The sequence below is a fragment of the Kitasatospora sp. NPDC059646 genome, assembly GCF_042734615.1.
Lineage (GTDB): Bacteria > Actinomycetota > Actinomycetes > Streptomycetales > Streptomycetaceae > Kitasatospora.
This window is the reverse complement of record NZ_JBHWDS010000090.1, coordinates 1-17,120: the sequence shown is the minus strand read 5'-3', so window position 1 is coordinate 17,120 and position 17,120 is coordinate 1. Positions and strand designations below refer to the sequence as shown.

Genomic DNA, 17,120 nt, shown 5'->3' with positions numbered 1-17,120 from the left:
GTCCTCGCGCCACCCGCCCCTCCGCCGCGCCGTCAGCCGGTCAGCGCGGCGACCAGCTCCCGCTTGAGGATCTTGCCGCTGGGGCCGAGCGGGAAGGCGTCCACGAACTCGACCAGCCGCGGGTACTTGTGGGCGGCGATCCGCTCGCGGCACCAGGCGACCAGCTCCGCCCCCAGCTCGGGCCCGGGCCGGGCGCCCGCGGCGGCCCGCACCACCGCGCACACCTCCTCGCCCAGCCGCCGGTGCGGCACGCCCACCACGGCGACCTGGGCGACGGCGGGGTGGCGCATCAGCAGCTCCTCCACCTCGCGCGGGTACACGTTGTAGCCGCCCCGCAGGACCATGTCCTTCTTCCGGTCGACCACCGACAGGTAGCCGTCCTCGTCCTTGACGCCGAGGTCGCCGGAGCGGAACCAGCCGTCCACCATCACCTCGGCGGTGGCGTCCGGGCGGCCCAGGTAGCCGGCCATCACGCTGTGGCCGCGGATCACGATCTCGCCGACCTCGCCGGCCGGCAGCAGCTCGATCCGGTCGTCCAGGTCGGCGCGGGCGATCTCCGCCTCCATGCCCCACAGCGGGCGGCCGACGGTGCCCGGCCGGGTCGGCCAGGCCCGCTGGTTGTAGGCGACCGAGGTGGCGGTCTCGGTCAGGCCGTAGCCCTCGTAGATCGGGCAGCCGAACACCTCCTGGAACTCCTCCAGGACGCTCACCGGCAGCGCCGACCCGCCGCTGTACACCCGGTCCAGCGGCGGCCGGCGCGGGTCCTGCCGGGCCGCGTCGAGCAGCGCGAGGTACATCGTCGGCACGCCCATCAGCACCGTGCACCGGTGCTCCGCCATCAGCGCCAGCGCCCGGGCGGCGTCGAAGCGCTCCATCAGCACCAGGGTGGCGCCGGCCCGGAAGCAGGTCGCCATGCCGCAGATCTGCCCGAACGAGTGGGACAGCGGCAGGCAGCCCAGCAGTACGTCCCCGGGGCGGAAGTCGAACGGCGACTCCATGCCGACGGTGACGTTCATCGTGAGGTTCAGGTGGGTCAGCATCGCGCCCTTCGGCCGGCCGGTGGTGCCGGAGGTGTACAGCACCAGCGCCACGTCCCCGGGCGCCCGCGGGGCCGCCGCGCGGACCGGCTCGGCGCGCTCGGCGAGCACGTCGAGCCGGACCGCGCCGGGCCGCTCCGCGGGCGACCCGACGGTCAGCAGCGGGACGCCGGCCGCCGCCGCGGCCGGGGCGCCCTCGCCGAGCAGGGCGTCGGCGCACACCAGGGCGGCGCAGCCGGCGTCCCGCAGCACGTACCCGATCTCCTCGGCCTTCGACAGGACGTGCACCGGCACCACCGCGGCGCCGGCCGCCAGCGCGCCGAAGTAGACCGCGGGGAAGGCGAGTTCGTTGCCGACCAGCAGCGCCACCCGGTCGTCGGGCCGGACGCCGGCGCCGGCCAGCGCGGCCGCGTACCGCCGGGCCCGGAGCCACAGCTCCCGGTAGCCGACGGCCTCGGCGCCGAGCACCACCGCCGGGTGGTCGGGGCGCCGGGCCGCGGACTCGGCCAGCACCGCCGCCAGGGACAGGGACATGGGGAATCCTTTCGTCGGACGGCCGCCGGCCGGCGGGCGGGGGCGGTCAGCGGGCGACCGCGGCCGTTTCACGGGGCAGGCCCAGCTCGGTCCAGATCCCGTCCAGCGCCTCGGCGAACTTCTCCACGTCCGAGGTGGTGTGGGTGGCGGACGGCGCGACCCGGAGGATCTCCTCGCCGGCCCGCACGCTGGGCGCGTTGATCGCCTGCACGTAGATGCCGTGCCGCTCCAGCAGCAGCGCGGACGCCCGCTGGCACAGCAGGTCGTCGCGGACCAGCACCGAGACGATGTGCGACTGCGGCGAGACGAACGGGATGCCGTGGCCGTCCAGCAGCCGGTGCAGCAGCTGGGCGTTGGCGGCGAGGCGCTCCCGCTCGGTGTCGCTGGAGCGCAGGTGCTGGACGGCGGCGAGCGCGCCCGCGGCCATCGCCGGCGGCAGCGAGGTGGTGAAGATGAACGGCCGGGAGAAGCTGCGGACCGCCTCCACCAGCGCGGCCGGGCCGGCGATGTAGCCGCCCGCGGTGCCGAAGCCCTTCGCCAGGGTGCCCATCACCACGTCGAAGCCGTCCGCGATGCCCTCCCGGGCGGCGATGCCGGCGCCCTCCGGGCCGTACATGCCGACCGCGTGGACCTCGTCGATGAACGTGGTCGCCCCGTAGCGGCGGGCCAGTTCGGCGAACTCCGCCAGCGGCGCCACGTCGCCGGACATCGAGTACACCGACTCCAGCACGATCAGCTTCGGCCGCTCCGGGTCGGCGGCGGCGAGCAGCTCCTCCAGGTGGGCGGTGTCGTTGTGCCGGAAGATCACCTTCTCGGCGCCGCTGTGCCGCAGGCCGTCGATGATCGAGGCGTGGTTCAGCGCGTCGGAGAACACCAGCGTGCCGGGCATCCGGCCGGCCAGCACGGTCAGCGCGCCGTCGTTCGCGGTGTAGCCCGAGCTGAAGATCAGCGCCGCCTCCTTCTGGTGCAGCGCGGCGAGCTCCTGCTCCAGCAGGACGTGGTAGTAGTTCGTGCCGCCGATGTTGCGGGAGCCGCCGGAGCCGGCGCCGAACGCGTCGACGGTGTTCTTCATGGCCTCCAGCACGGACGGGTTCTGGCCCATGCCGAGGTAGTCGTTGCTGCACCAGACGCTGATCTCCTGGTCGCCGCCGGGTGCGCCGGTGCGGGCGGTGGCGCTGGGGAAGCGGCCGGCCCGCCGGCCGATCTCCAGGAAGGACCGCTTGGCCTGGCCGAGCTGCTCCAGTTCCGCGGTGAAGAAGTCCAGGTGCTGGGTCATCGTGGTCAACTCGCTCTCTGCCGGGCCCGGCCCGGCCCCGGTCGTGCGTGGGGCCGGACCGGCCGAGGAATGGTCGGTCGATCGATCAGTCGAGCGGGAACCGCTCGCGCAGCACGTTCTTGTCCGGCTTGCCGGAGATGCCGAGCGGCAGTTCGTCGAGGAAGCGGATCTCCTCGGGGGCGTGCACGGGGGTGAGCACCGAGCCGATCCGGGCGCGGATCGCCGCGGCGTCGCGCTGCGCGCCGGGCTTGAGCACCACGGCGGCGTGCACGTGCTCCAGGTTGTCGCGGTCCCGGATGCCGTAGACGGCGGCGTCGGCGACCCCGGGCAGGGTGGCGATCTCCCGCTCCACGACGGCCGGGTAGATCTTGACGCCGTCGGTCTTCACCACGTCGGCGACCCGGTCCACCAGCGACAGGTAGCCCTGCTCGTCGAGGTGCCCGATGTCGCCGGTGCGGTACCAGCCGCCCTGCAGCACCCGGGAGGTGAGCGCCGGGTCGCCCAGGTAGCCGGCCATCAGGTTGGGCGAGCGCACCCACACCTCGCCGACCTCGCCGGCCGGCAGTTCGCCGCCCGACTCCTGGTCGACGATGCGGAGTTCGACCTCCGGGAACGGCCGGCCGACGGTGGTCCGCAGCCGCGGGTCGTCGTGCTCGCCGGGCAGCAGGATGGAGATCCGGCCGGCCTCCGCGCTGCCGTACGCCTGCAGCAGCACCGGGCCGAGGAGCGCCGCGGCCTCCTCCAGCTTGGCCGGCGCGGCCATCACGCCGGTGTAGATCAGCGCCTTGAGGGTGGACAGGTCGGTGCCGCCGGCCTTCACCACCTCCATGGTCCGGTACAGGTGCGGGGTGGCCATGAAGGTCCGGGTGATGCCGTGCCGGGCGATCGCGTCGACCGCCTGCGCGGCGTCGAAGCCCTCGTGCAGCACGACCAGCCCGCCCAGCCGCAGCACCGCGTCGGCGACCGGGCCGACCACGAAGCTCAGCGGGGTGGCGACCAGCAGCCGCGGGTCGGGCTCGCCGACCAGCGGCAGGGTGCCGAGGACGGTCCGCTCCCACACCCGGGTGGTGACGCAGACGCCCTTCGGCTTGCCGGTGCTGCCGCTGCTGAACGACAGCAGGGCGAGCTCCTCCGGGTCGCGGGCCGGGAGTTCGCCCAGCTCGGCGAGGAGGCCGGCCCGGTCCGCGGCGAGCGGCGCGGCCCCGTCGTCGGAGATCCGCCCCTCCTCGGCGAGGACGAAGCGGCCCGGCGCGCGGTCGGCCAACTGCCGGGCCCGGGCGAGGTTCTCGGCGTCGGTGAACAGCACCTGCGCCGAGGAGTCGAACAGGATCCGCAGCTGCGCGTCCGGCGACAGCACGTACGCGGTGGAGCCCGGGTTGGTGCCGCGCACGTAGGTGACCGCGCCGCCGAGCAGGTGCGCGGCGTACCGGACGGTCAGCATCACCGGGCTGTTCGGCGAGACCAGGACGGCCACCGTGCTGCCCGGGCCGACGCCCAGCTTGCGCAGCGCGTGGACGGTGTCGGCCACCCGGCGGGCCAGCCGGCCGGCCGGGACGTCCTGCCCGCGCCAGTGCACGGCGGTGCGGTCCGGGTCGGCGGCCAGCGCCTCCACGATGGCCAGGGCGTAGCAGTCGTCGGCCGGCCGGGTCACGGAACTTCCCTTGTCTGTCACGGTGTCGTCCATTCCTGATGCGGTGTGATGAGGGACTGCTGCGGCCCTCGGCCGACCTCCTCCAGGCTCTCCCGGGGCGGCCGCGGCGCACAGGTGCGATCGGGGCGTCCGAACGTCCGCCCCCGGCCTACCCGATCGGCCACCCCGGTCGGGTACGCCGCTCGGGCAGGTCGGGCCCGGCGCCGGCCCCGGGGAGCGGGGGACGGCGTCCGGGCATGCCAACGGCCCGCGGCGGGCGTGCCGCGGGCCGGCTCGGGGCGGCGGGCGGCCCGGATCGGGGGCGCCCGCCGCGGTGGTCAGTTCGCGAGGCTCCCGGGGAACGGGACGCCGGTCAGCCGCTCGCTCAGCTCCCGCAGCTGCGCCCGCGCGCCGGCGTCGTAGGCCTGCCAGTTGGCCCGCTCGTCGGACCGCTGGTTGAAGAACCGGCCGCCGCCGGTGGCCAGTTCGGGGTCGACGACGACCCGCAGGACGTTGGACATGCCCTGCGCGATGGTGGCCTGCGGTGCGAACCGGCCGCGCACCATGTTGGTCGGCATGTACGGCGCCGGGTGCACCGCGTCGGCCGTCACGCCCTGCCCGCGCAGCGCCTCGGTGAGGTCGATGGCGTGCATGACCTGGGCCAGCTTGGACTGGCAGTACGCCTGGATGCCGTCGGGGGAGCGGACGAGCATCGGGTCGTCGAAGTCGATCGGCGCCTGGCCGAAGGAGGTGACGTTGACGATCCGGGACGGGCCGGAGCGGACGAGCAGCGGGGCCAGTCCGGCGGCCAGCACGTAGCCCGCCAAGTAGTTGACCTGGAACGTCAGTTCGTGGCCGTCCTCGCTCTCCTCGCGGTGCAGCAGGCCGACGCCGGCGTTGTTCACCAGCGCGTCCAGCCGCTTCAGGCCGGCCACCTGCTCGACCATCCGGTGCACGTCGGACATCCGGGCGAAGTCGGCCAGCACGTAGCTGAGCCGGTCGGGGTCGGTGAGCGGCCGCAGTTCGGCGAGCAGGGCCTCGCCCTTCTCCTTGCTGCGGCCGTGCAGGACGAGCGTCGCTCCCTGGGCGGCGAGTTCGTGGGCGAGGGCGCGGCCGAGACCGTCGGTGGCGCCGGTGAGGAGGATCGTCTGCTGGTCGATCGGGAGCATGCTGCTGCCTTCCGGTGGCGGTACGGGTTCGGTGCGGCCACGCGCGGGTGTCGGCCACCCGCGGACGCGGTCGGCGGGAGGGGCGGGCCGGCGGCGGCGTCGCCGTCCGGGGGCCCAGCAGACAATAACCCCGTTTTCCCGGCGAGGTGACGGAGTGTCAGATTCCGGCTGCTCGCAGCGACGCGTGCGTCTCGGCCGCCACGTCGATCAGCTCGCCGGCGTCCCGGGGGGTGATCTGCAGCTCGACGACGAACTCGTCGATGCCCTCGACCGCCTCGGCGTGCGCGGCGATGTCCTCGGTGATCTGGGCGACGCTGCCGTGGAACAGCTGCCGGTCGGGGCCGCCGATCGGCTCGCGGGTCCACTCGGCGGTGACCCGGACGGTGACGCCCAGCGGGCGCTCCCGGCCGCGCTCGGCCGCCAGGTCGAAGATCGCCTTGTGCTCCTGGACCAGCTTGTCGACGCCGCCGGCCACCGGCATCCAGGCGTCCGCCCGGTCGACCAGCCGCCGCTTGGAGCGCGGGCCGAGCCCGGGCAGCAGGATCGGGATCGGGCCGACCGGCTTCGGCCCCACCTGGGACGGCGCGATGGTGGTGAACCGCCCCTGGTACGAGACCGGGTCGGGCCCCCACACGGCGGCGCAGACGTCCAGCAGCTCGTCCAGCAGCTCCCCGCGCCGCTCGAACGGGGTGACCGCCGCCGCCCGGGTCTGGTCGGTGGACCAGCCGGTGCCGAAGCCCGCGGTGAGCCGGCCGCCGCTGGCCGCGTCCAGCGAGGCCAGCGCGCGGGCCAGCGGGAACGGCTGGTGCAGGGGGGCGACCAGCACGCTGGTGCCGAGCCGGGCCCGCTCGGTGACGGCCGCCGCGAGGGACAGCGTCACCAGCGGGTCGGCGCAGCTGCGGAAGTACTCCGGCCAGGGCAGGCCGGGCACGCCGTGGAAGCCCTGGGTCATCGGGGTGGGGAACATGATGACCTCGAACACCCAGAGGCTGTCGTAGCCGATGGCCTCCGCGGCCTTCGCCACGGCCGTCACGTCGCGGGCGAGGTCGTACTGCTTCATCTGCGGCAGGCCGAGGCCCAGTTTGATCGTCATGGGGGCTTCCTTCGTGCTGGGGGGATGCGCGGGCCGGGGAAGGGCGGGGCGCGCGGCGGTGGTCAGCCGAGGTCGCCGTCCTGCTCGTCGAGGAGGATCGCGGCGGCCGGGCAGATGTCGGCGGCCTCGCGGACCGCGTCGTGCAGGTGGGCCGGCGGCTTCTCGTCGATGACGAGCACCAGGCCGTCCTCGTCGCGCTGGTCGAACACCTCGGGCGCGGTGCGCACGCAGCTGCCGGCGCCGCAGCAGAGTTCCTGGTCGATCTGGACGAGCATGCCTGCTCCCTGGGTCGGGGCCGGCCCCGGGCCGGGGCCGGCGGTGGCGTGGGGTGCTGCCGCCGGGGCCGGCGGCGGGCGCGTCGGGCGCCCCGGGTCACCAGGTGACCGGAAGGGCGCCCAGCCCGTAGATCGCCTGGTCGTGGCGGAACGGGACGTCCTCGAAGGGGATCGCCGGCCGCAGGTCGGGCAGCCGGCGGAACAGCGTCTCCAGGGCGATCTGCAGCTCGGCGCGGGCCAGCGGCTGGCCGAGGCACTGGTGGACGCCGAAGCCGAACGCGACGTGCCGGTTGGCGTCGCGGCCGAGGTCGAGGGTGTCGCCGCCGGGGAACACCCGCTCGTCCCGGTTGGCGGTGTTGACCAGGCAGAGCACGCCCTCCCCGGCCCGGATCGTCACGTCGCCGACCGTGACGTCCTCGGCGGCGACCCGGGGGATGCCGTTGTGGACGATGGTCAGGTAGCGCAGCAGCTCCTCCACGGCGCCCTTGATCAGGGCCGGTTCGGCGCGCAGCCGGGCCAGCTGGTCCGGGTTGCGCATCAGCACCAGGGCGGAGAGCGCGATCATGTTGGCGGTGGTCTCGTGGCCGGCCACCAGCAGCAGCCGGCCGGTGCTGGCGATCTCGTCGAAGTCGAGCTCGCCCTGCGCGACCAGGCGGCTGATGATGCTGCCGTCCGGCTCCCGCTGCTTGCGCTCGGCGATGCCGGCCAGGTAGGTGAGCAGCTCCTGCTGGGAGCGGCGGACCTCCTCGGCGGTGGCCTGCAGGCTGAACAGCGCGGCGGCGCGCTCCTGGAAGAACCGGTGGTCCTCGTAGGGGACGCCGAGCAGCAGGCAGATCACCACGCTGGGCAGCGGCAGCGCGAAGTCGGCGACCAGGTCGGCCTCCCGGCCGTTCGCGGTCATCCGGTCCAGCAGTTCGTCGGTGAGCTGCTGGATCTCCGGGCGCATCGCCTCGACCCGCTTGACCATGAAGTCGGCGGTCAGCATGCGGCGCAGCCGGGCGTGCTCCGGGTCGTCCTGGCGGAAGAACGTGGGCTTCATGGTGCGGACCAGTTCGCGGACCCCGGCGACCAGGTAGGGGAAGCCGTCCCTGGTGCCCTCGGCGCTGAACCGCTTGTCGCCGAGCACCTGCCGCACGTGCTGGTGCTCGGTGATCAGCCAGGCGGGGGTGCCGTCCCAGAGGGTGGCCCGGACGATCGGGTGGGCGGCGCGGGCGCGGTCCACGGCGGGCGGCGGGTCGAACGGGCAGCCGGCGGACTTCGGGGCGGGGAAGGCCAGAGCGTCGGTGCGGTCCGCGCTCTCGCTGTCGGTGCGTGCTGAGGTCGTCATTCGGGCAGGCCCTTCCGGGAGCGAGGCGCGGTGCTGCGGTGGCGGAAGCACGCGGGGCGGAGGGGGCCCGGCGGCGGTGGCCGGCCGGACGGGAAACAGGCGCTTGCCTTCGATCAAGTGGTTGGCACGCTACTCAGCCGCAGCCGGGAATGGGAAGGCTCGGACGGGCCGGGGCCGAGGGTTGGCTCAAAACCGACGGGGCCCCGCCGGGCCCGGGAACCGCCCGGTGCTGCGACGGGGGCGCTTCCCGGGGCGGGTGGGGTGCGGGTGACTTTCCGTCAGGCCGCCGGTGACTTAAGGAATCCCGCCGTGGCGGCCCGCCGCCGAGGTTACGTTCCTCGGTGCGCGTGCCCCGGCGTGGCCGGCCGGACCTGTCCGGACCGGTCGCCCCGCCGTGCCCGCGGGCCCTCGGCGCCCCGTTCGCGTGCCCCGATCCACGTCCTCGAAGCAGCACCGGCGTGCGCCGCGCGGCGCACGCAGAAAGCGAGTCGAGCCATGATCAGTCGAAGGAACGTCCTGCTCGCCGGAGCGGGCGCGGCCGCCCTGACCGGCCTGCCGGTCACCCCGGGCCAGGCGGCCCCGCGCCGGCCGCGGGCCTCCGCCGCCGTCCCCTGGAGCCGGCTGGACGACGCCCTGCAGGGCCGGCTGGTGCTGCCCTCGCAGCCCGAGTACACCCTGGCCCGGCAGCTGGACCTCGGCCAGTTCGACGCCGCGAACCCGCAGGCGATCGCCTACTGCGCGAACCCCGCCGACGTCGCCGCCTGCCTGCGGTTCGCGCAGGCCGCCGGCCTGCCGTTCGCGGTCCGGGCCGGCGGGCACAGCGGCGCCGGGTACTCCACCTCCACCGGCCTGGTGGTCGACGTGACCGGCCTGAACCAGGTCACCGTCGGGGCGAGCACCGTGACGGTCGGCGGCGGCGCCCAGGGCGTCGACGTGGTCAACGCCCTCGCCCCGTACGGGCTCGCGGTGCCCGGCGGCTACTGCCCGACGGTCGGCGTCGGCGGCTACTACCAGGGCGGCGGCATGGGCGCGCTGACCCGCTCGGTCGGCCTCGGCTCGGACCGGCTGGCCTCCGCGCAGGTGGTGCTGGCCGACGGGCGCAGCGTCACCGCCTCGCCGACCTGCCACAGCGACCTGTTCTGGGCGCTGCGCGGCGGCGGCGGCGGCAACTTCGGCGTGGTCACCGCGTACGAGCTGAAGCCCTCGCCGGTCACCCAGCTGGGCTTCGTCCGGCTGCCGTGGGCCTGGGACAAGGCCGTCGACGTGCTCGACGGCTTCGCGCACTGGCTGGTGGACGCGCCCCGCACGGTCGGCGCCGCGCTGCTGGTCGAGCTGCCGGACGCCGCGCCGGGGAACGCGCCGGTCCCCGCGGTCTACCTGCTGTCCACCGGCACCGCGACCGAACTCGACGCCGAGGCCGCCCGGTTGATCGCCATGGTCGGCTCCGCGCCGGTCGCCCGGCCGGCCGCGGCGATGATGCCGTACCGGAGCGCGATGATGGCGCTGTACGGCTGCGCGTCGTACACCACCGACCAGTGCCACCGGTCCGACAACACCGCCGGCGGGATGCTGTCGCGCCAGGAGTTCGGGATGGTGCGCAGCCGGATGTTCGGCGCCCCGCCGTCGCGGGCGATGTGGGCGCAGGTGGTGGCGCTGTTCGAGACGGAGCGGCTGGCCGGGCACACCCGGGCGCTGGAGATCTGGCCGTTCAACGGCGCGGCGCAGGACGCGGGCCCGTCCGACACCGCGTTCGTGCACCGCAGCACGCTGCTCAGCGTCAGCTTCCTGGCCGCCATCCGGAGCGCCGCGGTGGCGGACGCGGCGGGCTGCGCGGCGGGCAAGCGGTTCGTCGACGCCGGGTTCGCGGCCATCGACCCGGAGTCGAGCGGCACCACGTACCAGAACTTCACCGACGCGGCGCTGACGGACTGGCGGCAGGCGTACTACGGCGCCAACTACGCCCGCCTGGTGCGGATCAAGCAGAGCTACGACCCGTACTGGGCCTTCTCGTTCGGGCAGGCGATCGGCGCGTGACGGGCCGCGCGGTGCGGATCCGGGCCGGTTTCGGGTCGGGTCCGCGCCGCGCGTCGCATCCTGTTCGCGCCAAGTTTTCCGATACGGGTACTACCCGTATCGGAAGTCCCCTAGTCTGATCGCATGACCTCACCCCAGGAATCCACGATCCCGGCGGCGATCCACCGCCGGCGCTGGCTGATTCTGGCCATCCTGTTGTTCAGCGTCCTCGTCGTCGTGCTGGACAACTCGATCCTCAACGTGGCGATGAAGACCATCGCCCAGCCCTCCCCCGAGGGGCTCGGCGCCAGCCAGAGCCAGCTCGAATGGGCGATCAACTCCTACACGCTGGTCTTCGCGGGCCTGCTGTTCACCGGCGGCCTGCTCGGTGACCGCCTCGGCCGCAAGAAGATCCTGATCTTCGGCATGATCGTGTTCGGCCTGGCCTCCGGCCTGTCGGCGTTCTCCGGATCGCCGGGCGAACTCATCGCCTTCCGCGGCCTGATGGGCTTCGGCAGCGCGTTCATCCCGCCGGCCACGCTGGCGATCGTCACCCAGGTCTTCGAGCGCGAGGAGCAGCCCCGCGCGATCGGCATCTGGACCGGCGTCGTGGGCCTGGCCATCGCCCTCGGCCCGATCACCGGCGGCGCGCTGCTGGAAGCGTTCTGGTGGGGCTCGGTCTTCCTGGTCAACGTCCCGATCGTGGTCATCGCCGTGGTCGCCATGATCGCCCTGGTGCCGGAGTCCCGGGACACCCGGGCCGGCCGCCTCGACCCGTTCGGCGTGGTGCTGTCCATCGCCGGCATGGTCCTGCTGATCTTCGGCATCATCAAGGCCGGCCAGTACGGCGACCTGTCCCGTCCGGACGCGTGGGGCACCATCCTCGGCGGCCTGGTGATCATGGCCGGCTTCGTGTGGTGGGAGAAGCGCATCGACCACCCGGCGTTCGACATGTCCTACTTCAAGGACCGCCGCTTCTCGGCCTCCGTGGTGGCGATCGCGCTGGTCTCCTTCGGCCTGCTGGGCGTCACCTTCTTCGTGGTCTTCTACACCCAGTCGGTGCGCGGCTACAGCGCCCTGCAGACCGGTCTGCTGCTGCTGCCGCTGGCCGCCGCGCAGATGTACTTCGCCCCCCGGGCCCGGCACGTGGTGCAGAAGTTCGGCGCCCGCGCGGTCTGCGCCGCCGGCCTGACGCTGAGCGCGGTCACCTTCTTCGGCTTCATGCTGCTCGGCGAGTCCACCCCGATCTGGGTGCTGGAGGTGCTGTTCGCGCTGATGGGCGTCGCGTTCGCGCACATCATGCCGCCGGTCACCGTGATGATCATGACCTCGCTGCCGCGCGAGAAGGCCGGCGCCGGCTCCGCCGTCAACAACGTGTTCCGCCAGGTCGGCGGCGCGGTCGGCATCGCGGTGCTCGGCTCGCTGCTGTCGACCGTCTACCGGCACGGCGTGCAGGACCACCTCGGGGTGCTGCCGGAGTCCGTCCGGCACGCGGCGGGCGAGTCGATCGCGGCGACCCTCGGCGCGGCCGAGCGGCTGGGCGCCGACGGCCAGGACCTGATCCACGCGGCCAACAGCGCGTTCGTCGACGCCATGCACTGGACCGCCTTCGGTGCGGCTATCGTGTCCCTCATCGGCACCGTCGTCGTCCTGATCGGTCTGCCCCCGCAGCCCAAGCCGGAGTCCCCCGCGGGCGACACGCCGAGTCCGCAGAAGGTGGGAGCCGAAAAGTGACTGATGCGTCCGGACCGACGGCCGAGCGGCGCGGACGACCCCGCAGCCCGGCCGTCGACCGGGCGGTCATCGACACCGTCCTGCGGCTCCTGACCGAGGGCAGCAGCTTCGCCGAGCTGTCCATGGAGGGCATCGCGCGGGCCGCCGGGGTGGGCAAGAACACCGTCTACCGCCGGTGGTCCGGCAAGGACGCCCTGCTCCTGGACGTCCTCGCCACCATCGAGGAGCCGGCCCCCGAACCGACGGGTCGCACGCTGCACGAGGACCTGGTCCTCGCCGTGGAGTGGATCAGGCAGCGCAGCCTGGCCAAACGAGAATCGGCCCTGATGCGGAACATGCAGATGCAGATACAGAGCAGTCCCGAGCTGTGGCAGCGCTACTACGACACCTTCATAGTCACCCGGCGCAAGGTCCTCGCCCAGATCATGGAGCGGGGCCTCGCCAACGGCGAGATCCGGGCGGACCTCGCCGACGACGTGGAGCTCCTGGTCGACATGGTCGCCGGGCCGCTGCTGACCCGCGCGGTCCAGCGCCCCGACGAACCCCTGGAGAACGACCTCGCCGAACGGCTGGTGGACACCCTGCTCGACGGCCTCCGCCCCCGCAGCTGACCCGCCGCCGGGCGGCCCGCACGCAGACGCCGGCCGCCCGGCGGAGCGGATCCGCTACGCTGTGACGGGTCGACCGGATTCCCGGCGGCCCCCGCCTCAGTAGCTCAGGGGATAGAGCACGGCTCTCCTAAAGCCGGTGTCGCAGGTTCGATTCCTGTCTGGGGCACGGTGCAGCACCTCACGAAGGGCCCTCCCGGCAGTCGCCGGGAGGGCCCTTCGCGTGACGGGCGGGCGCCGGTGGGGCCGGTGGGGCGCCGGGGAAGCTCTGATGACAATGTGTCAAAGACCGTTCCGCGCGGGCACGGTGGCGCAATAGCATGCCGTCCCGTGTGCCGTGCGGCGACCCGCCCGCGGCCGAGGACACGAGAGGACGCGTGATTCCGGTGGGGGTTTCCAGTTGGCTGGTGCTCGGCGGCGAGGACGCGGAGCACGCGCTGCCGGAGGCGGCGGGGCAGTCCGGGCTGGTCAGCCAGTTGCGGCCGCTGATCCGTGAGTTGAGCGCGCCCGGGGAGCTGGTGTTCGACCCGTTCGCGGGCTGGGGGACCACGCTGGTGGCGGCCTCGGTGGAGGGGCGGCGCGGCTTCGGCATCGAGGTGAACGAGGAGCGCGCCGAGGACGCCCGCAAGCGGCTGGCGGCCTACCCGGGCCAGGAGATGGTGTGCGGCGACGCCCGCAAGCCCCCGCTGGAGGACGGCTCGGTCGACCTGGTGATGTGCGACCTGCCGTACTTCGGCACCAACCTGGACGTGGACGCCACCGACGGCGCCCAGTTCTACGCGCTGCGCGACTACGACGCCTACCTGGGCGCGCTGGACGAGGCGTTCGAGGCGATCGCCCGCACCATGCGCCCGGGCGCCCGGGCGGTGATCGCCGTCCAGAACCGGCGCCTGGCCGGCCGCTTCGTGCCGCTCGCCTGGGACGCGGCGCGGGTGCTGGGCCGCCACCTGACGCTGGGCGACGAGCGGATCCACCTGTACGAGCGGCCGACGGACGGTGACGACCCGATGCTGACCAACCGGTCGCACGAGTACCTGCTGATGGCCACCAAGGAGTAGCCGGGGCCGCACCGCCCGCCGGCGCGTGCGGCGCTCAGGTCACTGGCTCTGAGCGCCGTACGCCCGGCCGATCCGCTGCGCGAGCTCGGTGATGTCGTCGGAGGACTGCTTCTGCAGGCCGCCGCCGAAGGTGACCCGGGCCGCGCCCAGGCTGCCGAGGCGGCTGGGGGAGGAGGTGCCGGGCAGGTGCAGCGCGTTCAGCGGGCGGCGGATGCTGTTCGCCAGGTCGGGCAGCAGCTCCTCGGGCGCCAGGATCGGGTAGATCACGTCCGCGCCGGCGTCGATGTACAGGCCGGCCCGCTTGGCGGCGGACTCCACCGAGTGGTCGCCGTACAGGAAGGTGTCGACGCGGGCGTTCAGCACCAGCCGGTCGCCGGCCGCCACGCTCACCTCGGAGAGCCACTCGGCGTGCTGCACCGGGTCATTGAGCTGCTTGGTGGCGGCGTCGGAGTCCTCCAGGTTGCAGCCGATCACCCCGGCGTCCAGCAGCCGTTCGACGATCTCGACCGGGGCCAGGCCGTAGCCGTTCTCGATGTCGGCGGTCACCGGGACGTCCACCGAGCGGACGATCCGCTTGAGCGCGGCGAACATCTCGTCGGGCGGGGTGTCCCCGCCGTCGCGGTAGCCGAGCACGGCGGCGACCGCCGCGCTGGAGGTCGCCAGCACGGGGAAGCCCGCCTCGGCGAACGCCCGAGCGCTGACCGCGTCCCAGACGTTGGGCAGGACCAGCGGGTCGGTGGGCTCGGTGCGGTCGTGCAGGGCCAGGAACTCCCCGGCGGTCATGGTGGCGACCATCAGGCGGTCTCCTTCTCCTCGTCGATACGGGTGGGTGGTGCGGCCCGGATCACGCCGTCGCCCAGGAGGTCCCGCCGGCGGCGGCCGGGGAGACGGCGTACATGGCCGCGAGCTCGAACGCGACGTCCAGTGCCTGACCGAGGTTCAGCCGAGGGTCACAGGTGGTCTCGTAGCGGGTCGGCAGGTCCTCGGGGCGGATCTCGTAGGTGCCGCCCACGCACTCGGTGACGTGATCGCCCGTCAGCTCCAGGTGCACGCCGCCCGGGTGGGTGCCGAGCGAGCGGTGGACCTCCAGGAACCCCCTGATCTCGTCCAGCACGTCGGTGAGGCGGCGGGTCTTGTGGCCGGACGGGGACGACACGGTGTTGCCGTGCATAGGATCGCAGATCCAGGCCACCTCGGCGCCGGAAGCGGCCACTTTCGCCACCAGGTCGGGAAGGGTGTCGCGGACCGCGCGCGCTCCCATCCGGCTGATGAAGGTCAGCCGGCCGGGCTCCCGGTCCGGGTCGAGCCGGTCGATCAGCCGCAGCGCGTCGTCCGTGGTGCTGGTCGGGCCGAGCTTGACCGCCACCGGGTTGCGCACCTGGGCGGCGAACTCGACGTGCGCGCCGTCGAGTTGGCGGGTGCGCTCGCCGATCCACAGCAGGTGGCCGGAGAGTGCGTAGCGGCCGGCCGGGGTGTCACGGGTGAGCGCCCGCTCGTACTCCAGCACCAGCGCCTCGTGGCTGGTCCAGAACTCGCCGCCCTGGGCGGAGAGTTCGCCCAGGTGGGCGAGGGTGTCGGCGGACGCCCGGTAGACCTGCCGCAGCCGGTCCGGGTCGGGGGTGCGGTCGGCCGCGGTGAAGGCCGGCCCGTTGACCATGTCGCCCCGGTAGGAGGGCAGTTCGACCCCGTCGCGGGTCTCGGTGCTGCTGGAGCGGGGCTTGGCGAACTGGCCGGCGATCCGGCCGAGGCGGACCACCGGGAGGTCGGCGGCCTCGGAGATCACGGCGGCCATCAGGGCCAGCGTGCGGTACTTGCCCGAGGTGGTGGCCGGGCCGGCCTCGGCGAGGGTCTCGGCGCAGTCGCCGCCCTGCAGCAGCAGGGCCTCGCCGCGCGCCACCGCGGCCAGCTGCTCGCGCAGCCGGTCGCACTCCTCGGCGCGGACCAGCGCGGGCCGGCCGGCCAGGTCGTCGGCGACCGCGCGCAAGGCGTCGGGGTCGGGCCAGTCGGGCTGCTGCGCGGCCGGCGCGCCGGTGTGGTTCGTCATCAGTTGTCGGCCCCCCTCGGGTCAGACGGGGCGGCCGACGGGGACCGCGTTCCAGCCGACGTCCTCGCCGTCGCCCCACTCGCCCCAGTGGTGCACGGAAACGGCGGACGGAAAGGTGCGGTACGAATTGCAGGGCATTTCGCTGTGCATCATTTTTTGTTCCCCCAGTGGAATCGCCGGGAATTTGCCGGCGAGTTCTTCGAGCAACCGATGTGGCGTGCGTGCAATGAACTGGGAATGAATGCGGGCATGCCGTATCCGGCGCTCCTTGGAAACAACTATGCAAGTCGCTCGACCGAACGGACAAGATCGCCGATACTTCGGGTAGGCGCACTGCCGGGAAGCGAGGGATGTAAATGCAAATAAAATGGAGCAAGTCGGACAAGATGGATTTAGTGGCGCTGTCCGCTGTCGACACCGCGGACGGCGCCCTGACGATCACCCTGCCGCCCGACGACCTCGCCTGCCGCGACGCGCTCGTCAGGGTGGGCGACGCCCTGGGCGACCTCTCCCGGGCGATCTCCGCCCGGGCCGCCGACCACTCGACCCCGGTCGTGCGGAGCGCCGAACCGGTGGCTCCCACGCGCGGCGAGGGCTTCGAGACCATTGACGGACTTCCCGAGATCAACGCCGCGATCCAGGACATGCTGGACGGCGTCACCTTCGAGATCCTGACCGCCCAGCCGGACGGCCCCCGCCCCAGCGTGGTGCTCGACGACGCGCTCGACGCGGTCCGGGCGCAGATCGCCGCCGGCGTCTCGATGCGCACCCTCTACCAGCACAGCACGCGTTTCGACGAACCCACCAAGGAGTACGTCCGCGCCGTCACCTCGTACGGCGCGCAGGTGCGCACGCTGGCCGAGTTCTTCGAGCGGATGATTATCGTCGACCGGCGGACGGCGTTCATCCCGGCGAATGCCGCCCGCACCTCCGCCGTGAAGATCACGAATTTGGCGGTGGTGCAGTTTCTCACCGACATCTTCGAACGGGCCTGGGACCGGGCGGAGTCCTATCCGTTTCTGCCGGTCCGCGCCGCCGACGCGGCGCCCGAGGTCATCCCGGCGATCCGCGGCTCGATCCAGAAACTGCTGATCGAGGGCCGGTCCGACAAGGAGATCGCCCGAAGACTCGGGCTCAGCCTGCGATCCCTGCAGGCGCACGTCGCCCGGCTCAAGGAGGAGCACGGCGCCGAGCACCGGCTCCAGCTGGGCTACCTGATGGGCCTCCAGGAGCGCTGTGCGCTGGCCCGCGAGAGCGGCTGCAGCCCGGCCTGACGGCCGGGCGGCCCACGGACGCGGCCCGGTCGGCATCCAGCGCCGACC

At 73.4% G+C, this 17,120-nt stretch carries 15 protein-coding genes and 1 tRNA gene; 6 read left to right on the top strand and 10 right to left on the bottom strand.

From position 1 onward, the window contains the following. Window positions 1–32: 32 nt before the first annotated feature. From ACFV1L_RS35540 to ACFV1L_RS35510, 7 genes are all read right to left on the bottom strand, one after another. Entirely contained in the window at window positions 33–1,571 is a 1,539-nt protein-coding gene (locus ACFV1L_RS35540) for an AMP-binding protein (RefSeq protein ID WP_380374241.1), read from the bottom strand. Between the two features lie 46 nt (window positions 1,572–1,617). Then, window positions 1,618–2,847, bottom strand: coding sequence for a 5-aminolevulinate synthase (gene hemA, locus ACFV1L_RS35535; protein ID WP_380374244.1), 1,230 nt, complete (start codon window positions 2,845–2,847; stop codon window positions 1,618–1,620). Between the two features lie 85 nt (window positions 2,848–2,932). Beyond that, a complete protein-coding gene (locus ACFV1L_RS35530) occupies window positions 2,933–4,498 on the bottom strand; it encodes a class I adenylate-forming enzyme family protein (RefSeq protein WP_380374238.1) in 1,566 nt (521 codons plus the stop codon). A gap of 317 nt (window positions 4,499–4,815) precedes the next feature. Then, the gene (locus ACFV1L_RS35525) at window positions 4,816–5,646 is read right to left on the bottom strand and encodes an SDR family NAD(P)-dependent oxidoreductase (protein WP_380374236.1); all 831 of its coding nucleotides are present in this window, start codon (window positions 5,644–5,646) and stop codon (window positions 4,816–4,818) included. 157 nt (window positions 5,647–5,803) lie between these two features. Then, a complete protein-coding gene (locus ACFV1L_RS35520; protein ID WP_380374235.1) occupies window positions 5,804–6,739 on the bottom strand; it encodes a TIGR03619 family F420-dependent LLM class oxidoreductase in 936 nt (311 codons plus the stop codon). Window positions 6,740–6,801: 62 nt separating this feature from the next. Further along, window positions 6,802–7,014 (bottom strand): ferredoxin, encoded by a 213-nt coding sequence (locus ACFV1L_RS35515; RefSeq protein WP_380374232.1) that lies wholly within the window; start codon window positions 7,012–7,014, stop codon window positions 6,802–6,804. 97 nt (window positions 7,015–7,111) lie between these two features. After that, window positions 7,112–8,341 (bottom strand): cytochrome P450, encoded by a 1,230-nt coding sequence (locus tag ACFV1L_RS35510; protein WP_380374231.1) that lies wholly within the window; start codon window positions 8,339–8,341, stop codon window positions 7,112–7,114. Window positions 8,342–8,836: 495 nt separating this feature from the next. On the opposite strand from ACFV1L_RS35510, the gene ACFV1L_RS35505 reads away from it, so the two are divergent. The 5 genes from ACFV1L_RS35505 (at window position 8,837) to ACFV1L_RS35485 (ending at window position 13,754) form a co-directional block, all read left to right on the top strand. Next, window positions 8,837–10,375, top strand: a complete 1,539-nt coding sequence (locus ACFV1L_RS35505) for an FAD-binding oxidoreductase (protein WP_380374228.1) — start codon at window positions 8,837–8,839, stop codon at window positions 10,373–10,375. 123 nt (window positions 10,376–10,498) lie between these two features. After that, complete coding sequence (locus ACFV1L_RS35500) at window positions 10,499–12,088, top strand: MFS transporter (protein ID WP_380374225.1); 1,590 nt, start codon at window positions 10,499–10,501, stop codon at window positions 12,086–12,088. Beyond that, window positions 12,085–12,699 carry a TetR/AcrR family transcriptional regulator gene (locus ACFV1L_RS35495; RefSeq protein ID WP_380374222.1) on the top strand — a complete coding sequence of 205 codons (615 nt, stop codon included), beginning with the start codon at window positions 12,085–12,087 and terminating at the stop codon, window positions 12,697–12,699. Before ACFV1L_RS35500 ends, ACFV1L_RS35495 begins: the two co-directional genes overlap by 4 nt. Window positions 12,700–12,792: 93 nt before the next feature. Further along, window positions 12,793–12,865 (top strand) — tRNA-Arg (locus tag ACFV1L_RS35490). A 217-nt stretch (window positions 12,866–13,082) separates the two neighbouring features. Continuing rightward, a complete protein-coding gene (locus ACFV1L_RS35485) occupies window positions 13,083–13,754 on the top strand; it encodes a DNA methyltransferase (RefSeq protein WP_380374219.1) in 672 nt (223 codons plus the stop codon). 39 nt (window positions 13,755–13,793) lie between these two features. On the opposite strand, the gene ACFV1L_RS35480 is transcribed toward ACFV1L_RS35485, so the two are convergent. Genes ACFV1L_RS35480 through ACFV1L_RS35470 form a run of 3 tightly spaced genes read right to left on the bottom strand, consistent with a single transcriptional unit; the run spans window position 13,794 to window position 15,951 of the window. Further along, a complete protein-coding gene (locus tag ACFV1L_RS35480; protein ID WP_380374216.1) occupies window positions 13,794–14,549 on the bottom strand; it encodes an isocitrate lyase/phosphoenolpyruvate mutase family protein in 756 nt (251 codons plus the stop codon). A 49-nt stretch (window positions 14,550–14,598) separates the two neighbouring features. Continuing rightward, window positions 14,599–15,798, bottom strand: a complete 1,200-nt coding sequence (locus ACFV1L_RS35475) for a 3-deoxy-7-phosphoheptulonate synthase (RefSeq protein ID WP_380374213.1) — start codon at window positions 15,796–15,798, stop codon at window positions 14,599–14,601. A gap of 21 nt (window positions 15,799–15,819) precedes the next feature. Then, window positions 15,820–15,951 (bottom strand): hypothetical protein, encoded by a 132-nt coding sequence (locus ACFV1L_RS35470; protein WP_380374210.1) that lies wholly within the window; start codon window positions 15,949–15,951, stop codon window positions 15,820–15,822. A 242-nt stretch (window positions 15,952–16,193) separates the two neighbouring features. On the opposite strand from ACFV1L_RS35470, the gene ACFV1L_RS35465 reads away from it, so the two are divergent. Then, window positions 16,194–17,072, top strand: coding sequence for a hypothetical protein (locus ACFV1L_RS35465; protein WP_380374207.1), 879 nt, complete (start codon window positions 16,194–16,196; stop codon window positions 17,070–17,072). Window positions 17,073–17,120 lie beyond the last annotated feature (48 nt).